A 20,296-nucleotide genomic window follows, 5' to 3' on the forward strand; every position below is an offset into this window, starting at 1 on the left:
ACAGAAAAAAGGAATTGACGAACAGGGTCAATTCCTTTTTGTATCTTCAAAATCCTCTTCTGAAACGACTTTAAATCCATGTCTTTTGAATAAAGCAGTTGTCACCCCGTAACCAGTTTGTTTATTGCCGTTAAATTCCCCTGTGTAAATAGTAGAACTACCACAAGATGGACTGCGTTCTTTTAAAATTATATATTCTGGGTTTAAATCTTTTATTTGTTCTAATGCTTTATAAGCACCACGCACGAAAGCCTCCGTGACATCTTGTCCTTCTTTCGTCATTACTTTTGCTTTTCCATCTAAAACATCATCGCCATTACCGCCGATAATTTCAGCAGAAGGGCGTGGTGTTGGTAAACCGCCTAATACTTCGGGACAAACGAGGATGGTGTCTTCCCTTTGTAATAACTCTTCTATTTTTGAAACGAGATTATCGTTACCGTCATAACGACAAGCGATACCACCTAAACAAGCGCTAATTACAATCATATTTTCATCTCCAATAAAAAAATATTAAATATCACGCCAATTTCTCTTCCTATTTCTTCCCTATAAGTGAGGTGATAAAAATGGGAAGCAGCTGTGAGAAGAAGTAGGGGGATACCGTTATTTGATCCGTTTAAAAAGGAGCCATGCGTATAACACATGACTCCGAGTAGCTAATCAAACTTTCTTACAACTGGAACACGAATCGCTACAAATAGTACGAAGACGATAACGGCGATTGCACCGCTTTTCATAACGGTTACGATTGGAATTCCTATTGCAAGCGCGATTGATGTGAATGCATAAGAAAGCGGGATAAAGCCCATTGATGATAGCATAAGTAAACTCATTACGCGTCCCATCATTTCTTCTTTTACTGTCGATTGAATCATTGCCATAAGTGGAACGATAGCCATCGCAATTGTAATACCGTAAAACATGCCGGCTAATAATGCTTGCCAAAGTACGGTACTAAAGTTGATGGATAGGAAGAATACACCAGACAGTAGCATCATGATAATGCAAAATAGACCGCGTCTACGATTAATATTTTTTAAACCGACGATGACAGCGCCTATTGCCATTCCGCCGCCTACAGATGCTTCTAAGTAACTGAACTGGAGTGAGTCACCGTGCAAAACATTCTTAACGAAAAGCGGGAAGCCGACTTGCATCGGACCGATTAAAAATAAGTTTAAAAAGGCGCTACAAATAAGGAAAGTTGAAAGAAATGGTGATTCCTTTACATATAAGATGCCTTCTTTAATAGAAGTGAACATGCCTTTGTCTGTCTCATTTTTTTCGGGTACTGTAAATTGTATTTTTTGAACGAGTATCGCAGCGATAATGAGTAGCAGAATTGTAATCGAAAAAATTGTTTCATAGTTCGTAAATTTAATGAGAATACCGCCAAGTACAGGTCCTAAAATGACAGATGCTTGGTTTGTCATTTGAGTAAGTGAATTTGCTTGTGTTAAGCGGCTTTTTTCTACAAGTTCAGGCAGAATAGAGCCGTCTGCTGACCAGAAGAAAGCGTCAGCAAGTCCGAAGAACAAAGCGAACAAAGCAAATGTATATAGTGTTACATCACCGACGATGAACCAAGTGAGAATTGTTGCGACAAGAATAGCGCGAATAATATTTGAGTAAAACATAATGTTTTTTTTCGGGAATTTATCAGCTAATGCTCCGCCAATGATCATAAAAATGAGCCTTGGAACACTAAGAGCCACGAAAACAATACCGAGTGAAGCCTCAAGGTTTAATGTTTTTGCTATGTACCATGTTTGTGAAAAAGTAAAAAAGGCTAAAGCAAAGCTTGAAAAGAGAGTAGCTGCCCAAAGAAAAAGGAAGTTTGTATTTTTTAATAATGGTTTTGCATTTTCTTTTAAAGCAGATTTATTTTGTTGTAGTTCCTCCATATTGCTTCCTTTCTATGTACCAAATTTAGACTAAAAAACCTATTAACAATCGTTTTATCCCGCGTTAACGGGCAGTAAAACTCCCACCTCAAAGCTCGGCTGGGGCAAAGAAGTTAGGTGGGAGACCAACTGCCCGTAAACGCCCGATTGGTGAAGACTAACACTCAGTGGGAGATGAACAAAACCCCCACTGAGTATAGTTTCACTTTATACAGTTTCTAATATTTCTATACTGCACTTTCTCATTGTAGACAATAATGTTGGATTTGCACAGTGGCTATTTAACGACAAAAAAAGATGCCAAAGGGCATCTTTTTTTAAGCTAAAGCAATGTAAATATCCAATTGTACGTTATTTGGATCTGTTGCTTTTTCATCATACAGTTCGAAATCTGTTGTAAAAGCGCGTTTGTTTTCTTTCGACCATTGCCAAATATATTCCCAAGCTTCGCACACGACTTCAGACACAGGGCCTTTTCTCGTTGTAAATACCGCATACGTAGCGGCAGGTATTGTTAAAGTTGTCATATTTTCAGGAGCGTCTTCTAATGAAGAAACAGGCATGCCAATAGTAAATTGATATGTACCGGTTTCATCCGATTCGTAGTTTGAATAGAAGGCGAATGTTTCTTTTGTTTGTTGATCTGGAATTTGATGCATGATTTGTTCTTGGAAGTAGCGATTCCAAAGCTTTGGAATTTCTCCTTCAGTAGATGCCTCTTTTTCGTTTGTCGTCGTAATAGAGACACCGATTGCTTGGAAAGCTTCTTTTGTTACGATAATCGGTTCTTTCATTAATAAAACCTCCCTTTATTAGATAAAACATACGTTCTGTTTTTATTGTAACATATTTTGGAAGGGAGCAGTGTTTTTTAGTAAGTTGAAATGTATTTTATTTAGGAAAAGGAGAGTATGAAAAGGAGGAATTTCGATTAGGAATCTCGAAATGAAAAGAACTCCTTTCATGTAAAAGGAGTTCTTTTCATTTCTATATTAAAACATACTTGAGCTATGCATTGGTTGGAGTTTTGCGTTTGGATCGAAGTAAGCTTTTGCATTATTTACTGCTGTCGGTGCTTCACCAAAGCCGCAAGCAATGAGTTTTACTTTTCCTTCATATGTACAAATGTCACCGGCAGCATAAATGCCAGGAATATTTGTTTCCATTTTTGAATTCACGAGGATGCTGTTCTTTTGAATGTCTAAGCCCCAGTTTTTAATTGGACCAAGAGAAGAAACGAAGCCGTAGTTTACGATTACGTCATCAACATCGATGATAAGTTTTTCTTCCGTTTTTACGTGCTGAAGAACTACTTGTTCAATCTTGTCATCACCAATGAGTTCTACTGGAACGTACGGTGTGCTTACTTCTGCACGAGAATTCATTAAGCTTTCTACGCTATGTTCATGCGCACGGAATTTATCACGTCGATGAACGATTGTAACTTTGTCAGCGATCGGCTCTAACATCATTGTCCAATCAACCGCTGAGTCGCCGCCGCCAAATACTACGACGCGCTTACCAGCAAATTTATTCATATCATCAACGAAATAATGTAAGTTTTTCTTTTCATATTTTGCTGTACCTTCTAATTCTAAGCGGCGTGGTTGGAAAGCACCATTGCCAGCGGTAATAATAACTGATTTAGAATAGTGAGTTTGCTTATTCGTAACAAGTTTAAATATACCGTCAGCTTGTTTCTCAAGCGTATCAACAGCTTCTTCTAAACAAACGGTTGGATCAAATTTCTTCATTTGCTCTTTTAAGTTATCAACTAATTCTTGTGCGCGCACTTTTGGAAATCCAGCTACATCATAAATGTATTTTTCAGGGTAGAGTGCGGATAATTGTCCTCCAAGTTGAGGTAAGCTTTCAATGATTTTTACACTTGCTTGTCTCATACCGCCATAAAATGCTGTGAACAGTCCTGTTGGGCCACCACCAATAATTGTTATGTCGTAAACTTTTTGATTTTCTGCCACTTTCATTCCCCCTATAGATGGAATTTTAATATTGATTTCATATATTGTTCATATGTACACGAAAATCCTGCAAATGATGACACTTTCAAATAAATGATAGCATATTTGAGTTCATAATACTTCTGAAAACGACTGAATTGTGTGTAAGTTTTCGCATGGATGTTTTTTAATTGTATAAAATATAAGGAAAGGAAAATACATGAAAAAAAGGCTGAAAAACCCTTGAAAACGCTATGTTATTTTAAAATATTGATAATTCGCTAGGTGCTTGAATTCTGGAATAAAACCGACTAATATAGGGAAGTATTATGTTAAATTTCTATGACAAATTTCGTACGATTTTTTGACTGCGTTTTGTTACGATATAGAATGTGATAAATTCCACATTCTTGACAAATAGAGTTTTTAGTACTTGGTACTATTTTTTATTACTATTATATAAAGAAAAGGGTTGTGATTTGGTGAAGACTCCAAAAATCGTAGTTTTAGGTGCAGGTTATGGCGGGATGATTACGACTGTTCGTCTGCAAAAAGCATTATCTGTAAATGAAGCTGAAATTACGTTAGTAAACAACAACAGCTATCACTACCAAGCGACTTGGTTACACGAGAGCGCAGCTGGTACATTACAAGATGAAAAAATCTGTCTAGATATTCAAGACGTTATCGATACAAATAAAGTGAACTTTGTACAAGATACAGTAGTAGAAATTAAAGCTGCTGAAAAACGCATTATCTTAAAAGACGGCGAATTAGAGTATGATTACTTAGTAATCGGTCTTGGTTTCGAATCAGAAACATTCGGAATTACAGGATTAAAAGAGCATGCATTCTCAATCGCTAACATTAATGCAACTCGTCAAATTCGTGAGCATATGGAAGCTAGTTTCGCTAAATATGCAACTGAACAACGCGATGAGTTAGTTACAATCGTTGTTGGTGGTGCTGGATTTACTGGTATCGAGTACGTAGGTGAGCTTGCAAACCGTGTTCCAGAACTTTGCAAAGAGTACAATGTACCACGTGAAAAAGCTCGTATTATCTGTGTAGAAGCTGCTCCAACAGCACTTCCTGGTTTCGATCCAGCATTAGTAGAATACGCTGTGAAACAACTTGAGAAAAAAGGCGTAGAATTCCGCATTGGTACAGCAATTAAAGAAGCAACTGAAGAAGGTATTATCGTAGCAAACGGTGAAGATACTGAATTACTTAAGTCTGAAACAGTAGTTTGGGCTGCAGGTGTTCGTGGTAACGGTATTGTGGAAGAGTCTGGCTTTGAAGCAATGCGCGGACGTGTAAAAGTTGATGAGTACATGCACGCTCCAGGATACGAAGAAGTATTCATGGTTGGTGACGCTGCGTTAATCATTAACGAAGAAATTAACCGTCCATATCCACCAACAGCACAAATTGCAATTCAACAAGGTTACAACATTGCACACAACTTAACTGTATTAGTACGTGGCAAAGGCGAAATGAAAAAATTCGCATTCGACAATAAAGGATCTGTATGTTCATTAGGTCATGACGATGCAATGGGCGTTGTTATGGGTAAAAAGTTAACAGGTTGGAAAGCTTCCTTCATGAAGAAAGTAATCGATAACCGTTACCTATTCTTATTAGGTGGACCTTTATTAGTTCTTAAAAAAGGTAAATTAAAGTTCTTTTAATATATAATAGAAAAAGCAGAAACGGCTAAGAGCTGTTTCTGCTTTTTTCATATTAAAAATATAGTATAATATATAAAAAGAAAGAATATTCTGTCCGTTCTAGTGGAGGAGGTTATTACATCATGGAGAAACGAGGGAAAGTGTGGTTAGCTGTTAGTGGTTTAGTAGCAACAAAAGATGGCAGGTGGCTATTTGTTAAGAAGAAATACAGTGGATTAAAGGGGAAATGGTCTTTACCGGCTGGTTTTGTAAATGAAGGTGAGACAGTTGATGAAGCTGTGAAACGTGAAGTGTTAGAAGAGACAGGTATTGTCGCTCAGGTGAAGGGGATTATTGGTATTCGATCGGGCGTTATTCGTAATGAGATTAGTGATAATATGATTATTTTCCTTTTGGAGCCTGAAGGAGAAAACATTATTGTACAGGAGAAGGAATTGTCTGAAGTGGCGTTCTTACATCCAGATAAGATTGCGGACGATCCGAATACGTCTGTACTTATTAAATATTTGCTAGAAGGAAGATCAGAATTGCATCTTGAAATGGACAAAACATTAAATCCAGGAGAGCAATTTGGTTATACAGCCTATCACGTATTTACGGCGCATGCGAAGGAGAGGGAGAAGAAGTGAGTATACCGGTACTACTTATTTCAATGATGTTATTCTTTATTTTGTTTTTTGGAATTGGATTTTTACTCAACATGATTTTGCGGGCTACGTGGGTAATGGTTATTGTGTATCCAATTGTTTGTATGCTTATTATTAATAAAGCGAGTGTGTGGGATTATTTTTCAAAGCCAAAAGAAACATTTTCTTCATTTGGGACAAGTGTATCGCATTTAGGACAAGCAGATATGTTTATTCTATCTACTGGATTAGTAGGTGCTGCTTTAGCGGGAATCGTAATTAAGAAACTTCGGAAAAGTGGATATCAAATGTTTTAATCTCCAATCAATTTGGAGATTATTTTTTTGCATATTCCTTCATCGTATAGGGAATGATTAACGATGAAGGAGTGTGGAATATAAAAATGTTAAAACGATATTGTATTCGCATTATGATGACTTGTTTACTTGCATTCGCATTATGCGTAACATGGAAGGCTTTCACAGGAGTTTCTTTATTAGAGATTATAAAACCATATGAAGAAACAAGTGCAAAAGAAGTACATGCAGCAGAAATTGGGAAAAAAGTTGCTCCGAGTAAAGAAGTGATAAATGCTTTAGAACAGGCAAATGACTGGTCTAAATATCGTGTTATAGAAATGACTGCAACTGGTTATACATCAGGAATAGAGTCAACTGGTAAGAGCCCGGGACATCCGGAGTATGGTATTACATATTCAGGTGTTAAAGCGAAACGGGATTTATATTCCACAATCGCTGCGGATTTACGCGTATTCCCGATCGGAACGATTCTATTCGTGCCAGATTACGGATACGGTGTTGTTGCTGATAAGGGTGGCGCTATAAAAGGAAACCGTCTTGATCTATATTATGATACGGTGAAAGATGTTTATAGCCAATGGGGGAAGAAAAAGGTAAATGTATACGTAGTGAAAATAGGAAATGGTAAGTTTACAGAAGAAGAGTTAACGATGTTAAATGAAGACGAAACGATGCAAGTGTTTCGAGGTCAATATTTAAAACAAAGATAGTCTAGTGGTAATAACGCTAGACTTTTTTCTTGTCTTATTTCATTGTATTAGAAGTTAGAATTGTCGCATTTTATCGAAAATAAAGTTATAATAGGCGTAGAGTAAAGAAATTTAGGGGGTTTGAACATGTTTCAAGTACAAAAAGAATTAGCAAGCCATGAAGCGGTAATTGTTGCCTTATTTGAAGAAGAGAAAACGAGTAGTTTTGTACAAGAACTGGACAAAGCGTTTGAAGGACAATTACAATTTTTATTAGAAGAAAAAGAACTTTCAACTAAGAAAAAAGCCATTTCAAAAGTACATAGTTTAGGAAAAACAAATGTGAAACGTTATTATTTCGTTGGCTTAGGTAAGAAAGAATCATATACAACGGAAACGTTACGTGCGGCTCTTGGTAAGGCGTTCAAAGCGTTACAAGCAGCAAAAGTACAAGATGCAGCTATCTTACTTGATTCTTTCGTGACAGATAAATTAGATGCGATTGATGTAGCTCATATTGCGGCGGAAGTACAAGGTCTTGGTACATATGAATTACAAACGTATAAAACAGATAAAAAGGATCGTGTAGAGTTAGAGAAGTTTACGGCTATTACAGCGGAAGATGCACAAGAAGTTGAAGCTGCATTAACAGTAGGATACGTACATGGACGTGCAACGAATTCAGCTCGTACACTTGTAAATATGCCGCCAAACGTATTAACAGCGACAAAGCTTGCTGAGTATGCGGTTGAATTAGCGGAAAAGTATGATATGGATTATAAAGTTCTTGAGAAAGAAGAGATGGAAGATCTTGGTATGGGTGCATTACTTGCAGTAAACCAAGGTAGTACAGAGCCACCGAAAATGATCGCTCTTATTTATAAAGGAAAAGAAGAGTGGACAGATGTAATTGGATTCGTTGGAAAAGGGATTACATACGATACAGGCGGCTACTCTTTAAAACCACGTGAAGGCATGGTTGGTATGAAAGGTGATATGGGCGGTGCAGCAGCTGTTCTTGGTGCGATGGAAATTATCGGTGAACTTCGCCCAGAGCAAAATGTTATCGCTGTAATTCCATCAACGGATAACGTTGTAAGTGGTACTGCATTCAAGCCAGATGATGTGATTACATCTATGAGCGGAAAAACAATCGAAGTATTAAATACAGATGCAGAAGGTCGTCTAGCGTTAGCTGACGGTATTACGTATGCGAAGAAGCTTGGTGCAAATTACTTAGTTGATGTTGCAACATTAACAGGTGGTGTAATTGTTGCACTTGGAAATCATACAACAGGCGCGATGACAAATAATGAAGAGTTGTTTGAACAAGTATTAGAAGCATCAATGGAAACGGATGAGCCAATTTGGCAATTACCGATTTTCGAGCGCGATAAAGAACGTGTCAAAAACAGTAAATTTGCTGATTTAAATAACTCACCAGGTCGTGAAGGACATGCGGTTATGGCTGGGACATTCCTAGGTGAATTCGCTGAAGACACACCATGGGTACACTTAGATATCGCTGGAACATCTGAAACAACAGGAGCGCATGATTTAGGGCCATCTGGAGCAACAGGTGCAATGGTTCGTACACTTGCAACACTTGTTGAACGTTTCGGAGAAGAATAATTTTTGAAAAAAGGCTGTCTCAAATTTTTTTGAGACAGCCTTTTATTATTAACATGGTACGATTATTGTCAATTTTTTTGGTAAATCGATCTCATTCATTTATTATTGTACTGTTCAAAAAAGTGTTACATAGTGAAGGATTCGCCCTATAAAGAAATCGTATATAACGTACCATTTAAAGCAAATGAAGTGCGACCTGTTTCTTCAGAGACAACTAATATAAGTGCGTCACTTTTTTCTGATAAGCCAATTGCTGCCCTGTGACGTGTTCCTAGCTCAGGATCAATATCTGTACTTTTCGTTAACGGAAGAATATTAGCAGCTGAGACAATATGATTATTTTTCACAAGAATGGCTCCATCATGGAGAGGGTTACCTGGGTAAAAAATTGATTCAAGTAACGGTGCGGTTAAATGAGCATTTAATGTTGTTCCAGTTTGAATGAAAGATTCAAGTGTCTCGTTTCGCTCTACAACGATTAGAGCACCGTGCTTTCGGGCGCTTAAATGTTGGACAGCTCTTGTGATAAACTGTGAGCTTTCCGTATAAGGTGATAAATAAGCCTGAATATAGTATGTAGCTGCCAATGTTTGTACATTTGCTAACATGTGATGAATATCTTCCATTTTGCATAAAATACATTCATCTTCTTTATCAATTGCCTGTCTCATAATTGATAATTCTTTTTCAGCAATTTCAATCATTTGTTTTGTTTGTATTTTGAGCTCTTCTGACAAGCCCCATTCTTGCATAATCCTCATTCCCTTTGGTGGAGTATTTAATCATAGTGTATACAAATATTCCTAGTAAAATCCTGCTAGATTTTATAAAATATTGAGATACAGGTTGTTTTTTTCATATAATAAAGGTATGACAAGTGGGAGGAGATAGAAGCATGGATTGGAAACAAGAATTTAGTCGCTGGCTTTCATATGCAGAATTAGATGCAGAATTAAAAGAACAGCTAGAAAACATGAAGCAAGATGAGAAGAAAATTGAGGATAGCTTTTATAAAAATCTAGAGTTCGGTACAGGTGGTATGCGTGGTGAACTTGGTGCTGGTACGAACCGATTAAATGTATATACAGTTCGTAAAGCAACAAAAGGATTAGCTAGGTTTATTGAAAAATTAGGTGAAGAAGCGAAGAAACGTGGTGTTGTTGTAGCGTATGATTCTCGTCATAAATCACCTGAATTTGCAATGGAAGTAGCCGCTACACTAGGTGCACACGGTATCACAACATATGTGTTTGAAAGCTTACGTCCAACGCCAGTGCTTTCTTTCGCAGTTCGTCATTTACATACAGTAAGTGGAATCGTTCTTACGGCAAGCCATAATCCGCCTGAATATAATGGTTATAAAGTATATGGTGACGATGGTGGACAATTGCCTCCAAAAGAAGCTGATGAGTTAATTAGTTACGTAAATGCAGTAGAAGATGAATTAACAGTTGAAGTTGCTGATGTGGAGCAATTAAAAGCTGACGGTTTATTACATATTATTGGACAAGAAGTAGACGATGCATATGCTGCAGAATTGAACAATGTCATTATTAATAAAGAAATGGTACAAAAGGTTGGTAAAGACTTAAAAATCGTCTTTACGCCATTACATGGAACATCAAATATTTCGGTACGCCGTGGTTTAGAAGAAGTTGGATTTACAGATGTAACAGTTGTAAAAGAGCAAGAGTTACCAGATCCAAACTTCTCTACAGTAAAATCACCAAATCCAGAAGAGCATGCAGCGTTTGAGTATGCAATTCGCGACGGTGAAAAAGTAGGCGCAGACGTGTTAATCGCAACAGATCCTGATGCAGACCGTCTAGGTGTAGCAGTTCGCAATCACGATGGTGAGTTCCAAGTGTTAACTGGTAACCAAACAGGTGCGTTAATGCTTGATTACTTATTATCACAAAAGAAAGAAAATGGAACACTTCCAGAAAATGGTGTTGTTTTAAAAACAATCGTAACGTCTGAAATTGGCCGTACAATCGCAAAAGCATACGGTTTAGATACAGTTGATACGTTAACTGGATTTAAATTTATCGGTGAAAAAATTAAACAGTATGAAGAAAGCGGACAATATGAATTCCAATTCGGTTATGAGGAAAGCTACGGTTATTTAATCCGTCCATTCTGTCGTGATAAAGATGCCGTGCAATCTGTTCTATTCGCATGTGAAGTAGCTGCGTACTATAAATCACAAGGTAAAACGTTATATGATGGTCTGCTAGAAGTATTTAAGAAGTACGGTTTCTTCCGTGAAGATCTTGTATCGTTAACGTTAAAAGGAAAAGACGGTGCTGAACAGATTCAAAAGATGATGGCAACATTCCGCGGGAATCCTCCGAAAGAAGTGGCTGGTTTAACAGTCGTTGCAGTTGAGGATTATAAGGAAAGCATCATTACAACGTTACAAGATGGAAATAAGGAAGAGATTCACTTACCGAAATCAAATGTGTTAAAATATCAATTAGAAGATGGTTCTTGGTTCTGCTTACGTCCATCTGGCACAGAGCCGAAGATTAAATTCTACTTTGGTGTACAAGATGATTCCTTACAAAATAGTGAACAAAAGTTACTTACTATTAAAGAAGATATTATGAATCGTTTATAATAGAATAGAGTGCTACTGATAGGAAAAGGGGAGAACGGAGAACGGCCTCCTCTTTTCTTATAGTTTTGTATGATGTAGAGGATTATTAAGAGATAATGTTATAAATTTGCACCTTACTAAGAGAACTAAAAGGAAAAGCGAGGGTATTTGTCATGAAAAAAGTGAGAAAAGCAATTATCCCGGCAGCGGGATTAGGAACACGCTTTTTACCAGCAACGAAAGCAATGCCAAAAGAAATGCTTCCAATTGTAGATAAGCCAACAATTCAATACATCGTAGAAGAAGCAGTAAAATCAGGCATCGAAGATATTATTATCGTTACTGGTAAAGGAAAGCGCTCTATCGAAGATCATTTCGATAATGCATTTGAACTAGAGCAAAACTTATTAGAGAAGAAAAAGTATGAGTTACTTGAAAAAGTACAAGCTTCTTCTAAAATGGTAGATATCCATTACATTCGTCAAAAAGAACCAAAAGGATTAGGACATGCTGTTTGGTGTGCACGTAAATTCATTGGTGATGAGCCGTTTGCAGTATTATTAGGCGATGATATCGTTCAAGCTGAAAAACCATGTTTACGTCAATTAATGGACGAGTATGACAAAACACTTTCTTCTGTTATTGGTGTGCAAACTGTTCCTGAAGCAGAAACACATCGCTACGGAATTATCGATCCATTAGAGCAAGAGGGTCGTCGTTATCAAGTTCGTAATTTCGTTGAGAAGCCAGCGCAAGGTACTGCGCCTTCAAACTTAGCGATTATGGGACGTTACATTTTAACTCCTGAAATCTTTATGTTCTTGGAACAGCAACAAGTTGGAGCGGGTGGCGAAATTCAGTTAACGGATGCAATTCAAAGCTTAAATGAAATTCAACGTGTATTTGCTTACGACTTCGAAGGAAAACGTTACGACGTAGGTGAAAAGTTAGGGTTCGTTCAAACGACAATTGAAATGGCTCTGCAACACCCAGAATTACGCGATGACATGGTCACAATGATGAAGAAAATTTTAGAAGAGCAAACGAATCAAGAGTCTTAGTATAAAAAAGGAGTTGTTCCTACTGGAACAACTCCTTTTTCTTATGAAATCGTCGAATGAGAATGCTGATAAGCCGAGCGACGTACAGCATAGTATATGCGAGGTGCGATAATAGCGCCGATAATTGTAAATACAATATCTTTTACTGCGAACCACATCATAATCATCCATGCAGCTTTATAACTCATATTACCACCCATGAAAATATTGACCGCTCCGTACATGTAAGTAGTACCGATAATATACGTTAAAATAATTCCTGTGAACGAAGCAAGTGCAAAGGTGCTGAATGTTGGTCGTTCTTTTTGTTCTACTATTTTTCCTGATACGTAAGCAACGATAATAAATGCAATAATAAAACCACCAGTAGGATCTAAAAGTGCTCCAAATCCAGCTTTGAAGTTAGCGAAGATTGGTGCACCTGCTACTCCAACAAGCATGTAAACAGTCATTGATAATGCGCCAAGTCTACTTCCAAGAAGAAGCCCTGCTAAAATTGCGAAAAATGGTTGCATAGATAATGGGATGCCCGCCACTTGCAGGAATGGTGCCCAAGATACAATATTTGCACCAATAGCCATAAGAGCGACGAACATGGCAGCTAATGCTAAATCTAAAACATGAAATCTTCTCATAATGTTAACCTCCTGTTGTTTTTAGGTTAACATTATCGTAGCGAAAATATTTACTTGTTGTCAATCAAAATATTTTGATAAGAAGGCTTTAAGTAGTCTCTTAGCAACGTATATGGAATATGAAATTGCGGGATTCCGCTTGAATAAGGAGCAATCTCATATAAGGGGAAATAAATCACAAGATTATCTGGTTCTAAAAAATAATGAAACCTTTTTGTGCTCGTTACTTTTTCGACTGCATCAGGAAAATAAATGCCTTCATTTTGTTTAATTTGTCTTACAATCTCAGCACGGATTACTTCTTTATATTTGTCTTCTTGTTGAAATAAATCGTCTAAGTGTAATAATTTTTTTTCGTTTAAATCAAATGTATGTGCTTTCCACGTATAAAGCCCATGCGCTCCGCCTGTATATTGATAGTAATTCACATATAGACTTAGAAAAGGTCGTTTATTTAAAGCTACTTTATAGTCAACATTTGCAACGTATGGATGGAAAGGTGTACTAGATCCTTCTGTTTCTTTATAATATTTCTTCGCTTCTTTTTCTAATTTACTTTTAAATTTGGCAGTAGAGTTTTTGTAATAGGAATTCAGCTTATTTTGAAATTTCGAGTCAGAAAAGTTGTGAAAGGAAGGCCTATTAATTTGATATTCTATATAAGGTTTCTTACCTTTTTGCGTTACAGTCTGAACGTCGATTGTCAGGTTAGATGCTTTGGCTGCTAGTGCGCAATTTGGTACAATAGTCAGCAAGGAGAACATAAGCAATAGTATATAAAATTTCTGTTTCATTTAGGTGAAACCTCCTTATATAAGTGTTATAGGTAGTTTGAAAGTAAATAGGTAAAAATATACATTTAATTAAAAGTGAGGAAAAGGGGGAAACGATATGTCAAAAACTTTAATGGATTCGCTTGGAATTGAGTTGTTAGAGATGACAGAAGATAAGGTGGTTGCTACGATGCCTGTTGATGAGCGCACGCACCAGCCATTTGGATTTTTACACGGTGGTGCATCTCTTGCATTAGCAGAAACGGTAGCAAGCGTTGGTTCATACAATTTAATTGATCAAGAGAAATGTATTTGTTTTGGTTTAGAAATTAATGCAAATCATATTCGTTCAAAGAAAGACGGAATTGTAACAGCGATTGGTACACCGATACATAGAGGGCATTCAACGATGGTTTGGGATATTCGTATCATTGATGAAAACGACGATTTATTATGTATTTCAAGATGTACAGTAGCAATTAAAGAAAAACGTGAAAAGTAAAAAGAGGCGGCTCAATAGAGCGCCTCTTTTTTATAATTAGAACTGGATTTTTTTCTCTAAGAAACCTTTTAGCTCGCTAATTGGCATACGAACTTGTTCCATTGTGTCACGGTCACGTACTGTAACAGCTTTGTCTTCAACAGAGTCGAAGTCATAAGTGATACAGAATGGTGTACCGATTTCGTCTTGACGACGGTAACGTTTACCGATAGAACCAGTTTCGTCAAAGTCTACCATGAAGTCTTTAGCTAGTTCTGCGAATACTTCAGTAGCACCTTCAGATAGCTTTTTAGATAATGGTAAGATAGCTGCTTTGTATGGTGCTAAAGCAGGGTGGAAACGAAGAACTGTACGAGAATCGTTTTCTAATTGCTCTTCTTCATATGCATCACATAAGAATGCTAATGTTACGCGGTCAGCACCTAAAGATGGCTCGATGCAGTACGGTACGTAACGCTCATTCGTTTGTGGATCGATATAGTTAAAGTCTTCGTTAGAGTGTTCCATGTGACGTTTTAAATCGAAGTCTGTACGAGATGCAACGCCCCATAGTTCGCCCCAACCGAATGGGAATCTGAATTCAATATCAGTTGTTGCGTTACTGTAGTGAGATAATTCCTCTTCACCGTGGTCACGAAGACGCATGCTTTCTTCAGTCATACCAAGTGAAAGTAACCAGTTCTTACAAGTTTCACGCCAGAATGCGAACCACTCTAAATCTTCACCAGGCTTACAGAAGAATTCAAGTTCCATTTGTTCGAATTCACGTGTACGGAATGTGAAGTTACCAGGTGTGATTTCGTTACGGAAACTTTTACCGATTTGGCCGATACCAAATGGAAGTTTTTTACGCATAGAGCGTTGTACGTTTTTAAAGTTTACGAAAATACCTTGTGCTGTTTCAGGACGAAGGAAGATTTCGTTCGTGCTAGACTCTGTAACACCTTGGAATGTTTTGAACATTAAGTTGAACTGACGGATTTCAGTGAATTCTTGGCTACCACAATCAGGACATTTTACTTCATGTTCTTTCATTAAATCAGCCATTTGGTCGAAAGTAAGACCATCAACAACCATTTCGATGCCTTTTGCATCTAATGCATCTTCAATTAATTTGTCAGCACGGTGACGCGCTTTACATTTTTTACAGTCGATCATTGGATCGTTGAAGTTACCAACGTGACCAGAAGCGATCCAAGTTTTTGGGTTCATTAAAATAGCTGCGTCTAAACCAACGTTGTATGGAGATTCTTGAATGAATTTTTTCCACCAAGCTTTTTTAACGTTATTTTTTAATTCGATTCCAAGTGGACCGTAATCCCAAGTGTTTGCAAGACCACCGTAAATTTCAGAACCAGGGAAAACGAAACCGCGATGTTTCGCTAAGTTTACAACTTGTTCCATTGAATACATAATAAAATCCTCCTTTTGAAAGTTAACGTATTTGCGATGACGTACTCTGGTACTTGTGAAACGAGCAGTATATGCTTTAAAGAACATAAAAAAACGCTCATCCCAAGGCTTAATTGCCTAGGGACGAGCGTTTGCCCGCGGTTCCACCCTAGTTGATGCACAAAATGCGCATCCACTTTATAATGTATTGCTCGAGACTGCCGTTTCCTTGCGGCTTCAGGCTTTCACTATCCCCAAATCGCTTTTGTGCAAGTACTTATAAGTCCGTCATCGCTACTTATATTAATAATAATGAACATATTCTAACACGTTCTTTTTTAAATCTCAATAGAGGAACGCGTCTATCTATGATAGAGTCTCGCCTATTTTTTCGTTATTTATTCCGTAATTTTGTTTAATGTGCTTAATTGCTTCGCGCTTACTAAGTGAGGCAAGCTCGTTATTTTGTACGTATTCCCAAACGACATCGGGCTTTGTTTTTGCATATTCGCGAAGGACCCAGCCAATCGCTTTTTGAATGAAAAATTCTTTTGAAGAATGTAGTTGTCCGATAATCCAGAAAAGAAGTTCTTCATCCATCTTTTGTTTATATTTTAGCTGGAATAAAATTGCGGCACGTTGTAACCATATGTTATCTGATGCAATCCACTTTGGAATATAGGCAGAAATTAATTCTGGGTGTTTTAAAAAGATAGTCCCTAAAAATGTAGGAACGATGCTATCAACAGAGTCCCACCAAGATTTTGTGACAATAAGTTCTTCTAGAAATGGGATATGAGTTTCGTTTATATGCTTTTTATATTTTTGCATAATATCAAGTGCAGCTGCCTGAAATTCACGTTCTGGTAAATCCCAAAGCTCACGTACGATAATTTGGAAGTCTTTTTTATCTGGGAGAGTATGTATTTGAATAACGTCTTTCAATAATTGTCTTCTTTCAGGTGTTTGAATACCGAGAAACGGGAAGTGATTTTTCATATAACGTGCCATTGGTTCTGCTTTTTCTGGGTTTTGATTTGCTGTGAAGTGCTCTTGTAATGCTTTTACAAATGGATGCATAAGTACGTTCTCCTCTCTTATTATCTTTCTTATTTTATTATACAGAGAGTTTGGGTGAATTTTAAAACATAACTTGCAATGTAATGAAATATGTTGAGAGTAGAGAGGAGAGGATAAGATGGAAGATCAAAGCGTACTAGCAGGTTTCTTTGCTCTTAGTTTTGCGTTTATTGTTGTTATATTAATTTGGGCAATTATTTTGTATTTGTTAACGGCTTTTGCACTTTATACGATGGCGAAAAATGATGGGGCGACGGATGGTGTTCTTGCTTTTATTCCTTTTTTAAATAGTAAGACGTGGGGTGACTTGGCAAAAGACAAATTACCAGATTTCTTAAAAGAAGAAGCAGGGTGGAAAGTATTCGGCATATATGTCGCATGTTTCATTTTTAATTTCGTACCAATTATAAGTTTACTAGCAACAGCTGTATCGATTGTGTTGTCCATTTATCTCATCTACGCTATTTTAGACAGATACGGAACGAACTCTATATTATTTACAATTATTCATACAATCACGTTTTCGGTTTTCTTGCCGATTCATTTGTTCATTATTCGGAATGAGCCGGTGAGATATAACGAGTAGATATATGTAGGGAGCTGTTCCAAAGATGTTTTGGAATGGCTCTTTTTCGATAAATCGATATTTTGTGTAAAATCGTTGATATATTGTGATTTGTGATAGATATATTCGACAAATCATTAATATAATCCCATTTACCAAGAGAAAAAGGGCTGCCACATAGGACAGCCCCTTTTTCTACTACATAAGGTAGCGTAAATAAATGTAAATGTGAGAAATGATTAATGAAACGATCATAATTGGGAAGCCGACTTTAAGGAATTCCATGTAGCTGAATTTATGTCCTTCACGACTTGCGATTCCGGCTACGATTACGTTAGCAGAAGCCCCAATTAATGTTCCGTTTCCACCTAGGCAAGCACCTAATGCTAATGCCCACCATAGTACGTCGATTTGTGCGTCAGAAGGTGATAAACCTAGCCCAACTGCCATATCGTTAATAAGTGGGATCATTGTTGCAACGAATGGAATGTTATCGATTGTTGCAGAGGCGATACCAGATACCCATAGAATAAGGATAGATGCTTGAGAAATATCCCCGCCTGTTATTCCGATTACTTTTTGAGCTAACATTTTGATAAGACCGATATCGATAAGTCCTCCAACGAGTACGAATAGTCCCGCGAAGAAGAAGATTGTTATCCATTCTACGCTAGCGAATACTTCTTCAATTTCATGTTCTTTCACACCGATTAACATAAGGACAGTAGCACCAGTTAAGGCGATGATAGCTGCATCAATATGGAAAATAGAATGAGTCATGAAACCTACAATCGTAAGTCCAAGTACTGTTAAAGATTTTTTCATTAATACTGGATCTTTAATGTATTGTTTTTCATCTAAGCTCATTAATTTCTTAATTTGTACAGGGTCAGCAATTAATTGCTTACGGTACATGAAGTAAAGCATTGTTGCTGTTACTGCAATGATAATAATTACGATTGGTGCTAAGTTTAGTAAGAAAGCATTGAAATCTAAATGCTTATTTGCAGAACCAATCATAATATTTGGTGGATCACCAATTAATGTTGCTGTTCCTCCGATATTTGAAAAAATAATTTCAGAAAGTAAATATGGAACAGGATTTACTTGCAAGATGCGCGTAATAGATAAAGTAACTGGAACAACAAGAAGTACTGTTGTAACGTTATCTAAAAATGCGGAGCCAAGCGCGGTAAGTAAGGAAAGTGAAATTAAAATTTTAATTGGATTTCCTTGAGCTCCTTTTGCGGCTTTAATGGCAACGTATTGGAAGACACCTGACTTACTTGTAATGTTTACCAGTATCATCATACCGATGAGTAACGTAATAGTTCCCCATTCAATATGTTTCGTAAAGGCATTGTGTAAGTCAACGACCCCTGCAATCACCATGAATGCTGCACCAAGAAGTGCGATGACAGCACGGTTAATTTTTTCAGAAATAATAATGGCATATGTAATTAAAAAGACTGCGATAGCGAAATAATACTGCCAGTTTGCGAGCTCTTGCGTTGTTTCGTGCAAAACTCTCATCTCCTTTCATTCACTTTTCTTAGTGTGTCAAAAAATTAACTAGATGAAACACATATAACGTCATTATAAAGTAGAAAAATGGCGGATGTAAATGAAAGGGTTTATTTTGTCATATTTTCTGCATAGGTCATTTTTTCTTATTTTTAAAAATATTTGTGGGCATTTGACATATATATAAGATACATCCAATCTGAATATTTCAAATGGAATCAGCATTCGAGCTTGTTCGTGTAGGAGTGTCAAATAGAAAGGAATGACAAAGATGATAAGGAAGGGATCGTATGGATGAACAACAATTTTTATTTTTAGACTTTGAGTTTACGATGCCCCAGCATAGAAAAAAGCCAAAAGGTTTTTTCCCAGAAATTATCGAGGTAGGACTCGTTTCAGTTGTTGGTTGTAAGGTGGAAGATACGTATGCAGCACATGTCAGGCCAAAAACATTTCCGTCCTTAACGGATCGATGTAAAAAATTTTTAGGAATTAAACAGGAAGTAGTGGATAAAGGAATTTCTTTTCATGAACTTGTTGAGAAACTTGCAGAATATGAAAAGAGGTGTAAACCGACAATTGTAACGTGGGGAAATATGGATATGAAAGTCTTAAAGCATAACTGCGAAATGGCGGGCTTAGAATTTCCATTCTTTGGACAGTGTCGTGATTTATCGCTTGAGTATAAGAAGTTTTTTGGAGAGAGAAATCAAACAGGACTATGGAAAGCAATTGAGGCGTATGGAAAAGCAGGAACAGGAAAGCATCATTGTGCGCTTGATGATGCAATGACGACATATAATATTTTTAAGTTAGTAGAAAAAGATAAAGAGTATTTAGTCAAACCAGCACCTCCGACATTAGGGGAACTTGTTGATTTTTCGAAAGTGTTAAAGAACGTGAGTACACAGTAACGACCAAATTGCACAACATGTAATTTGGTCGTTTTGTTTTTTAAAGTTTGTAATCTTGCTTTAATTGCTGAAGTGTTTCTAAACTACGCCCCGCAAAAGGTGAATCATCTTCAGAAAATGAATTCATTTGTGTTTCTAATGCTAATTTTAGTGACTCTGTATAATCCGGAATTTCTCCTTCATATTTCTTCACCATTTGCTCTGGAATGTTCGTCTGTTCACGAAAAGCTAAAGCGCGTCTTTCATGGAAAAATGGTACGTCAGCTTGTTTTACATTATGTAAATCCCCTTGCACCGGATGTTTTAAAACAGCTAATACTTTTACGACGTAACTGCCAGGACGGCTATTTGTAATTTCGCCTATGTATTTTCCTGTTTTATAAATACCCGTAACGATTTCACCAATTTCAAATGTTTCTCTCATA

General features: G+C 37.0%; 21 protein-coding genes. 10 read left to right on the forward strand and 11 right to left on the reverse strand.

Features of this window, described 5'->3' with window-relative positions:
* Positions 1-27 precede the first annotated feature (27 nt).
* The 4 genes from Q3V31_RS21760 to Q3V31_RS21775 all read right to left on the reverse strand — a co-directional run bounded on the left by Q3V31_RS21760 (position 28) and on the right by Q3V31_RS21775 (position 3,889).
* Positions 28-489 (reverse strand): 2-thiouracil desulfurase family protein, encoded by a 462-nt coding sequence (locus Q3V31_RS21760; protein ID WP_000635506.1) that lies wholly within the window; start codon positions 487-489, stop codon positions 28-30.
* A gap of 170 nt (positions 490-659) precedes the next feature.
* Positions 660-1,907, reverse strand: coding sequence for an MFS transporter (locus tag Q3V31_RS21765; protein WP_000391923.1), 1,248 nt, complete (start codon positions 1,905-1,907; stop codon positions 660-662).
* A 317-nt stretch (positions 1,908-2,224) separates the two neighbouring features.
* On the reverse strand, positions 2,225-2,701 hold the full coding sequence (locus Q3V31_RS21770; RefSeq protein ID WP_000662578.1) for a GyrI-like domain-containing protein: 477 nt from the start codon (positions 2,699-2,701) through the stop codon (positions 2,225-2,227).
* A gap of 198 nt (positions 2,702-2,899) precedes the next feature.
* Positions 2,900-3,889, reverse strand: coding sequence for an NAD(P)/FAD-dependent oxidoreductase (locus Q3V31_RS21775; RefSeq protein WP_000829781.1), 990 nt, complete (start codon positions 3,887-3,889; stop codon positions 2,900-2,902).
* Between the two features lie 461 nt (positions 3,890-4,350).
* Here Q3V31_RS21775 and Q3V31_RS21780 point away from each other — a divergent pair, with 461 nt between their 5' ends.
* The 5 genes from Q3V31_RS21780 to pepA all read left to right on the forward strand — a co-directional run bounded on the left by Q3V31_RS21780 (position 4,351) and on the right by pepA (position 8,826).
* The gene (locus tag Q3V31_RS21780; RefSeq protein WP_000856617.1) at positions 4,351-5,559 is read left to right on the forward strand and encodes an NAD(P)/FAD-dependent oxidoreductase; all 1,209 of its coding nucleotides are present in this window, start codon (positions 4,351-4,353) and stop codon (positions 5,557-5,559) included.
* 122 nt (positions 5,560-5,681) lie between these two features.
* Positions 5,682-6,188: an NUDIX hydrolase gene (locus tag Q3V31_RS21785; protein ID WP_000415329.1), complete on the forward strand. Its 507-nt coding sequence runs from the start codon at positions 5,682-5,684 to the stop codon at positions 6,186-6,188.
* Entirely contained in the window at positions 6,185-6,502 is a 318-nt protein-coding gene (locus tag Q3V31_RS21790) for a YuiB family protein (RefSeq protein WP_000027018.1), read from the forward strand. Before Q3V31_RS21785 ends, Q3V31_RS21790 begins: the two co-directional genes overlap by 4 nt.
* 86 nt (positions 6,503-6,588) lie before the next feature.
* Positions 6,589-7,215, forward strand: a complete 627-nt coding sequence (locus tag Q3V31_RS21795; RefSeq protein WP_002094369.1) for a 3D domain-containing protein — start codon at positions 6,589-6,591, stop codon at positions 7,213-7,215.
* Positions 7,216-7,341: 126 nt separating this feature from the next.
* Positions 7,342-8,826, forward strand: a complete 1,485-nt coding sequence (gene pepA / locus Q3V31_RS21800) for a cytosol aminopeptidase (protein WP_000487971.1) — start codon at positions 7,342-7,344, stop codon at positions 8,824-8,826.
* Positions 8,827-8,972: 146 nt separating this feature from the next.
* On the opposite strand, the gene cdaS is transcribed toward pepA, so the two are convergent.
* Positions 8,973-9,578: a sporulation-specific diadenylate cyclase CdaS gene (gene cdaS / locus Q3V31_RS21805; protein WP_001158736.1), complete on the reverse strand. Its 606-nt coding sequence runs from the start codon at positions 9,576-9,578 to the stop codon at positions 8,973-8,975.
* Between the two features lie 143 nt (positions 9,579-9,721).
* On the opposite strand from cdaS, the gene Q3V31_RS21810 reads away from it, so the two are divergent.
* Together Q3V31_RS21810 and galU are read left to right on the forward strand one after the other, a co-directional pair.
* Entirely contained in the window at positions 9,722-11,446 is a 1,725-nt protein-coding gene (locus Q3V31_RS21810; protein WP_329767183.1) for a phospho-sugar mutase, read from the forward strand.
* A 152-nt stretch (positions 11,447-11,598) separates the two neighbouring features.
* Positions 11,599-12,486, forward strand: coding sequence for a UTP--glucose-1-phosphate uridylyltransferase GalU (gene galU / locus Q3V31_RS21815; RefSeq protein ID WP_000757821.1), 888 nt, complete (start codon positions 11,599-11,601; stop codon positions 12,484-12,486).
* 41 nt (positions 12,487-12,527) lie between these two features.
* Here the strand turns inward: galU and Q3V31_RS21820 are convergent, their stop codons facing one another.
* On the reverse strand, positions 12,528-13,121 hold the full coding sequence (locus tag Q3V31_RS21820; RefSeq protein ID WP_001252155.1) for a biotin transporter BioY: 594 nt from the start codon (positions 13,119-13,121) through the stop codon (positions 12,528-12,530).
* A 50-nt stretch (positions 13,122-13,171) separates the two neighbouring features.
* Positions 13,172-13,915: a DUF3298 and DUF4163 domain-containing protein gene (locus Q3V31_RS21825; protein WP_016130774.1), complete on the reverse strand. Its 744-nt coding sequence runs from the start codon at positions 13,913-13,915 to the stop codon at positions 13,172-13,174.
* 97 nt (positions 13,916-14,012) lie between these two features.
* Between Q3V31_RS21825 and Q3V31_RS21830 the strand changes: the two genes are divergently transcribed.
* Entirely contained in the window at positions 14,013-14,396 is a 384-nt protein-coding gene (locus Q3V31_RS21830) for a hotdog fold thioesterase (protein ID WP_000047694.1), read from the forward strand.
* A gap of 36 nt (positions 14,397-14,432) precedes the next feature.
* Here the strand turns inward: Q3V31_RS21830 and Q3V31_RS21835 are convergent, their stop codons facing one another.
* Together Q3V31_RS21835 and Q3V31_RS21840 are read right to left on the reverse strand one after the other, a co-directional pair.
* Positions 14,433-15,809, reverse strand: a complete 1,377-nt coding sequence (locus tag Q3V31_RS21835; protein WP_000287156.1) for a glycine--tRNA ligase — start codon at positions 15,807-15,809, stop codon at positions 14,433-14,435.
* 345 nt (positions 15,810-16,154) lie between these two features.
* The gene (locus Q3V31_RS21840) at positions 16,155-16,868 is read right to left on the reverse strand and encodes a DNA alkylation repair protein (protein ID WP_016130773.1); all 714 of its coding nucleotides are present in this window, start codon (positions 16,866-16,868) and stop codon (positions 16,155-16,157) included.
* A gap of 118 nt (positions 16,869-16,986) precedes the next feature.
* Here Q3V31_RS21840 and Q3V31_RS21845 point away from each other — a divergent pair, with 118 nt between their 5' ends.
* The gene (locus Q3V31_RS21845; RefSeq protein WP_329767184.1) at positions 16,987-17,454 is read left to right on the forward strand and encodes a hypothetical protein; all 468 of its coding nucleotides are present in this window, start codon (positions 16,987-16,989) and stop codon (positions 17,452-17,454) included.
* 177 nt (positions 17,455-17,631) lie between these two features.
* Here the strand turns inward: Q3V31_RS21845 and Q3V31_RS21850 are convergent, their stop codons facing one another.
* Positions 17,632-18,957 carry an ArsB/NhaD family transporter gene (locus Q3V31_RS21850; RefSeq protein WP_139265960.1) on the reverse strand — a complete coding sequence of 442 codons (1,326 nt, stop codon included), beginning with the start codon at positions 18,955-18,957 and terminating at the stop codon, positions 17,632-17,634.
* A gap of 290 nt (positions 18,958-19,247) precedes the next feature.
* Between Q3V31_RS21850 and kapD the strand changes: the two genes are divergently transcribed.
* Positions 19,248-19,871, forward strand: a complete 624-nt coding sequence (kapD, locus tag Q3V31_RS21855) for a 3'-5' exonuclease KapD (protein ID WP_000344315.1) — start codon at positions 19,248-19,250, stop codon at positions 19,869-19,871.
* A gap of 40 nt (positions 19,872-19,911) precedes the next feature.
* Here the strand turns inward: kapD and kapB are convergent, their stop codons facing one another.
* Entirely contained in the window at positions 19,912-20,295 is a 384-nt protein-coding gene (kapB, locus tag Q3V31_RS21860) for a kinase-associated lipoprotein KapB (RefSeq protein WP_001209324.1), read from the reverse strand.
* Between the last annotated feature and the right edge of the window lies 1 nt (position 20,296).

This window comes from Bacillus nitratireducens (assembly GCF_036320425.1).
In the GTDB taxonomy this organism is placed as follows: Bacteria; Bacillota; Bacilli; order Bacillales; family Bacillaceae_G; genus Bacillus_A; species Bacillus_A nitratireducens.

Coding starts and splice junctions, on each gene's coding strand:
- Q3V31_RS21760 (WP_000635506.1), bottom strand. CDS start 489: ATGATTGTAATTAGCGCTTGTTTAGGTGGTATCGCTTGTCGTTATGAC.
- Q3V31_RS21765 (WP_000391923.1), bottom strand. CDS start 1,907: ATGGAGGAACTACAACAAAATAAATCTGCTTTAAAAGAAAATGCAAAA.
- Q3V31_RS21770 (WP_000662578.1), bottom strand. CDS start 2,701: ATGAAAGAACCGATTATCGTAACAAAAGAAGCTTTCCAAGCAATCGGT.
- Q3V31_RS21785 (WP_000415329.1), top strand. CDS start 5,682: ATGGAGAAACGAGGGAAAGTGTGGTTAGCTGTTAGTGGTTTAGTAGCA.
- Q3V31_RS21795 (WP_002094369.1), top strand. CDS start 6,589: ATGTTAAAACGATATTGTATTCGCATTATGATGACTTGTTTACTTGCA.
- pepA (WP_000487971.1), top strand. CDS start 7,342: ATGTTTCAAGTACAAAAAGAATTAGCAAGCCATGAAGCGGTAATTGTT.
- cdaS (WP_001158736.1), bottom strand. CDS start 9,578: ATGCAAGAATGGGGCTTGTCAGAAGAGCTCAAAATACAAACAAAACAA.
- Q3V31_RS21810 (WP_329767183.1), top strand. CDS start 9,722: ATGGATTGGAAACAAGAATTTAGTCGCTGGCTTTCATATGCAGAATTA.
- galU (WP_000757821.1), top strand. CDS start 11,599: ATGAAAAAAGTGAGAAAAGCAATTATCCCGGCAGCGGGATTAGGAACA.
- Q3V31_RS21820 (WP_001252155.1), bottom strand. CDS start 13,121: ATGAGAAGATTTCATGTTTTAGATTTAGCATTAGCTGCCATGTTCGTC.
- Q3V31_RS21825 (WP_016130774.1), bottom strand. CDS start 13,915: ATGAAACAGAAATTTTATATACTATTGCTTATGTTCTCCTTGCTGACT.
- Q3V31_RS21830 (WP_000047694.1), top strand. CDS start 14,013: ATGTCAAAAACTTTAATGGATTCGCTTGGAATTGAGTTGTTAGAGATG.
- Q3V31_RS21835 (WP_000287156.1), bottom strand. CDS start 15,809: ATGTATTCAATGGAACAAGTTGTAAACTTAGCGAAACATCGCGGTTTC.
- Q3V31_RS21840 (WP_016130773.1), bottom strand. CDS start 16,868: ATGCATCCATTTGTAAAAGCATTACAAGAGCACTTCACAGCAAATCAA.
- Q3V31_RS21845 (WP_329767184.1), top strand. CDS start 16,987: ATGGAAGATCAAAGCGTACTAGCAGGTTTCTTTGCTCTTAGTTTTGCG.
- kapD (WP_000344315.1), top strand. CDS start 19,248: ATGGATGAACAACAATTTTTATTTTTAGACTTTGAGTTTACGATGCCC.
- kapB (WP_001209324.1), bottom strand. CDS start 20,295: ATGAGAGAAACATTTGAAATTGGTGAAATCGTTACGGGTATTTATAAA.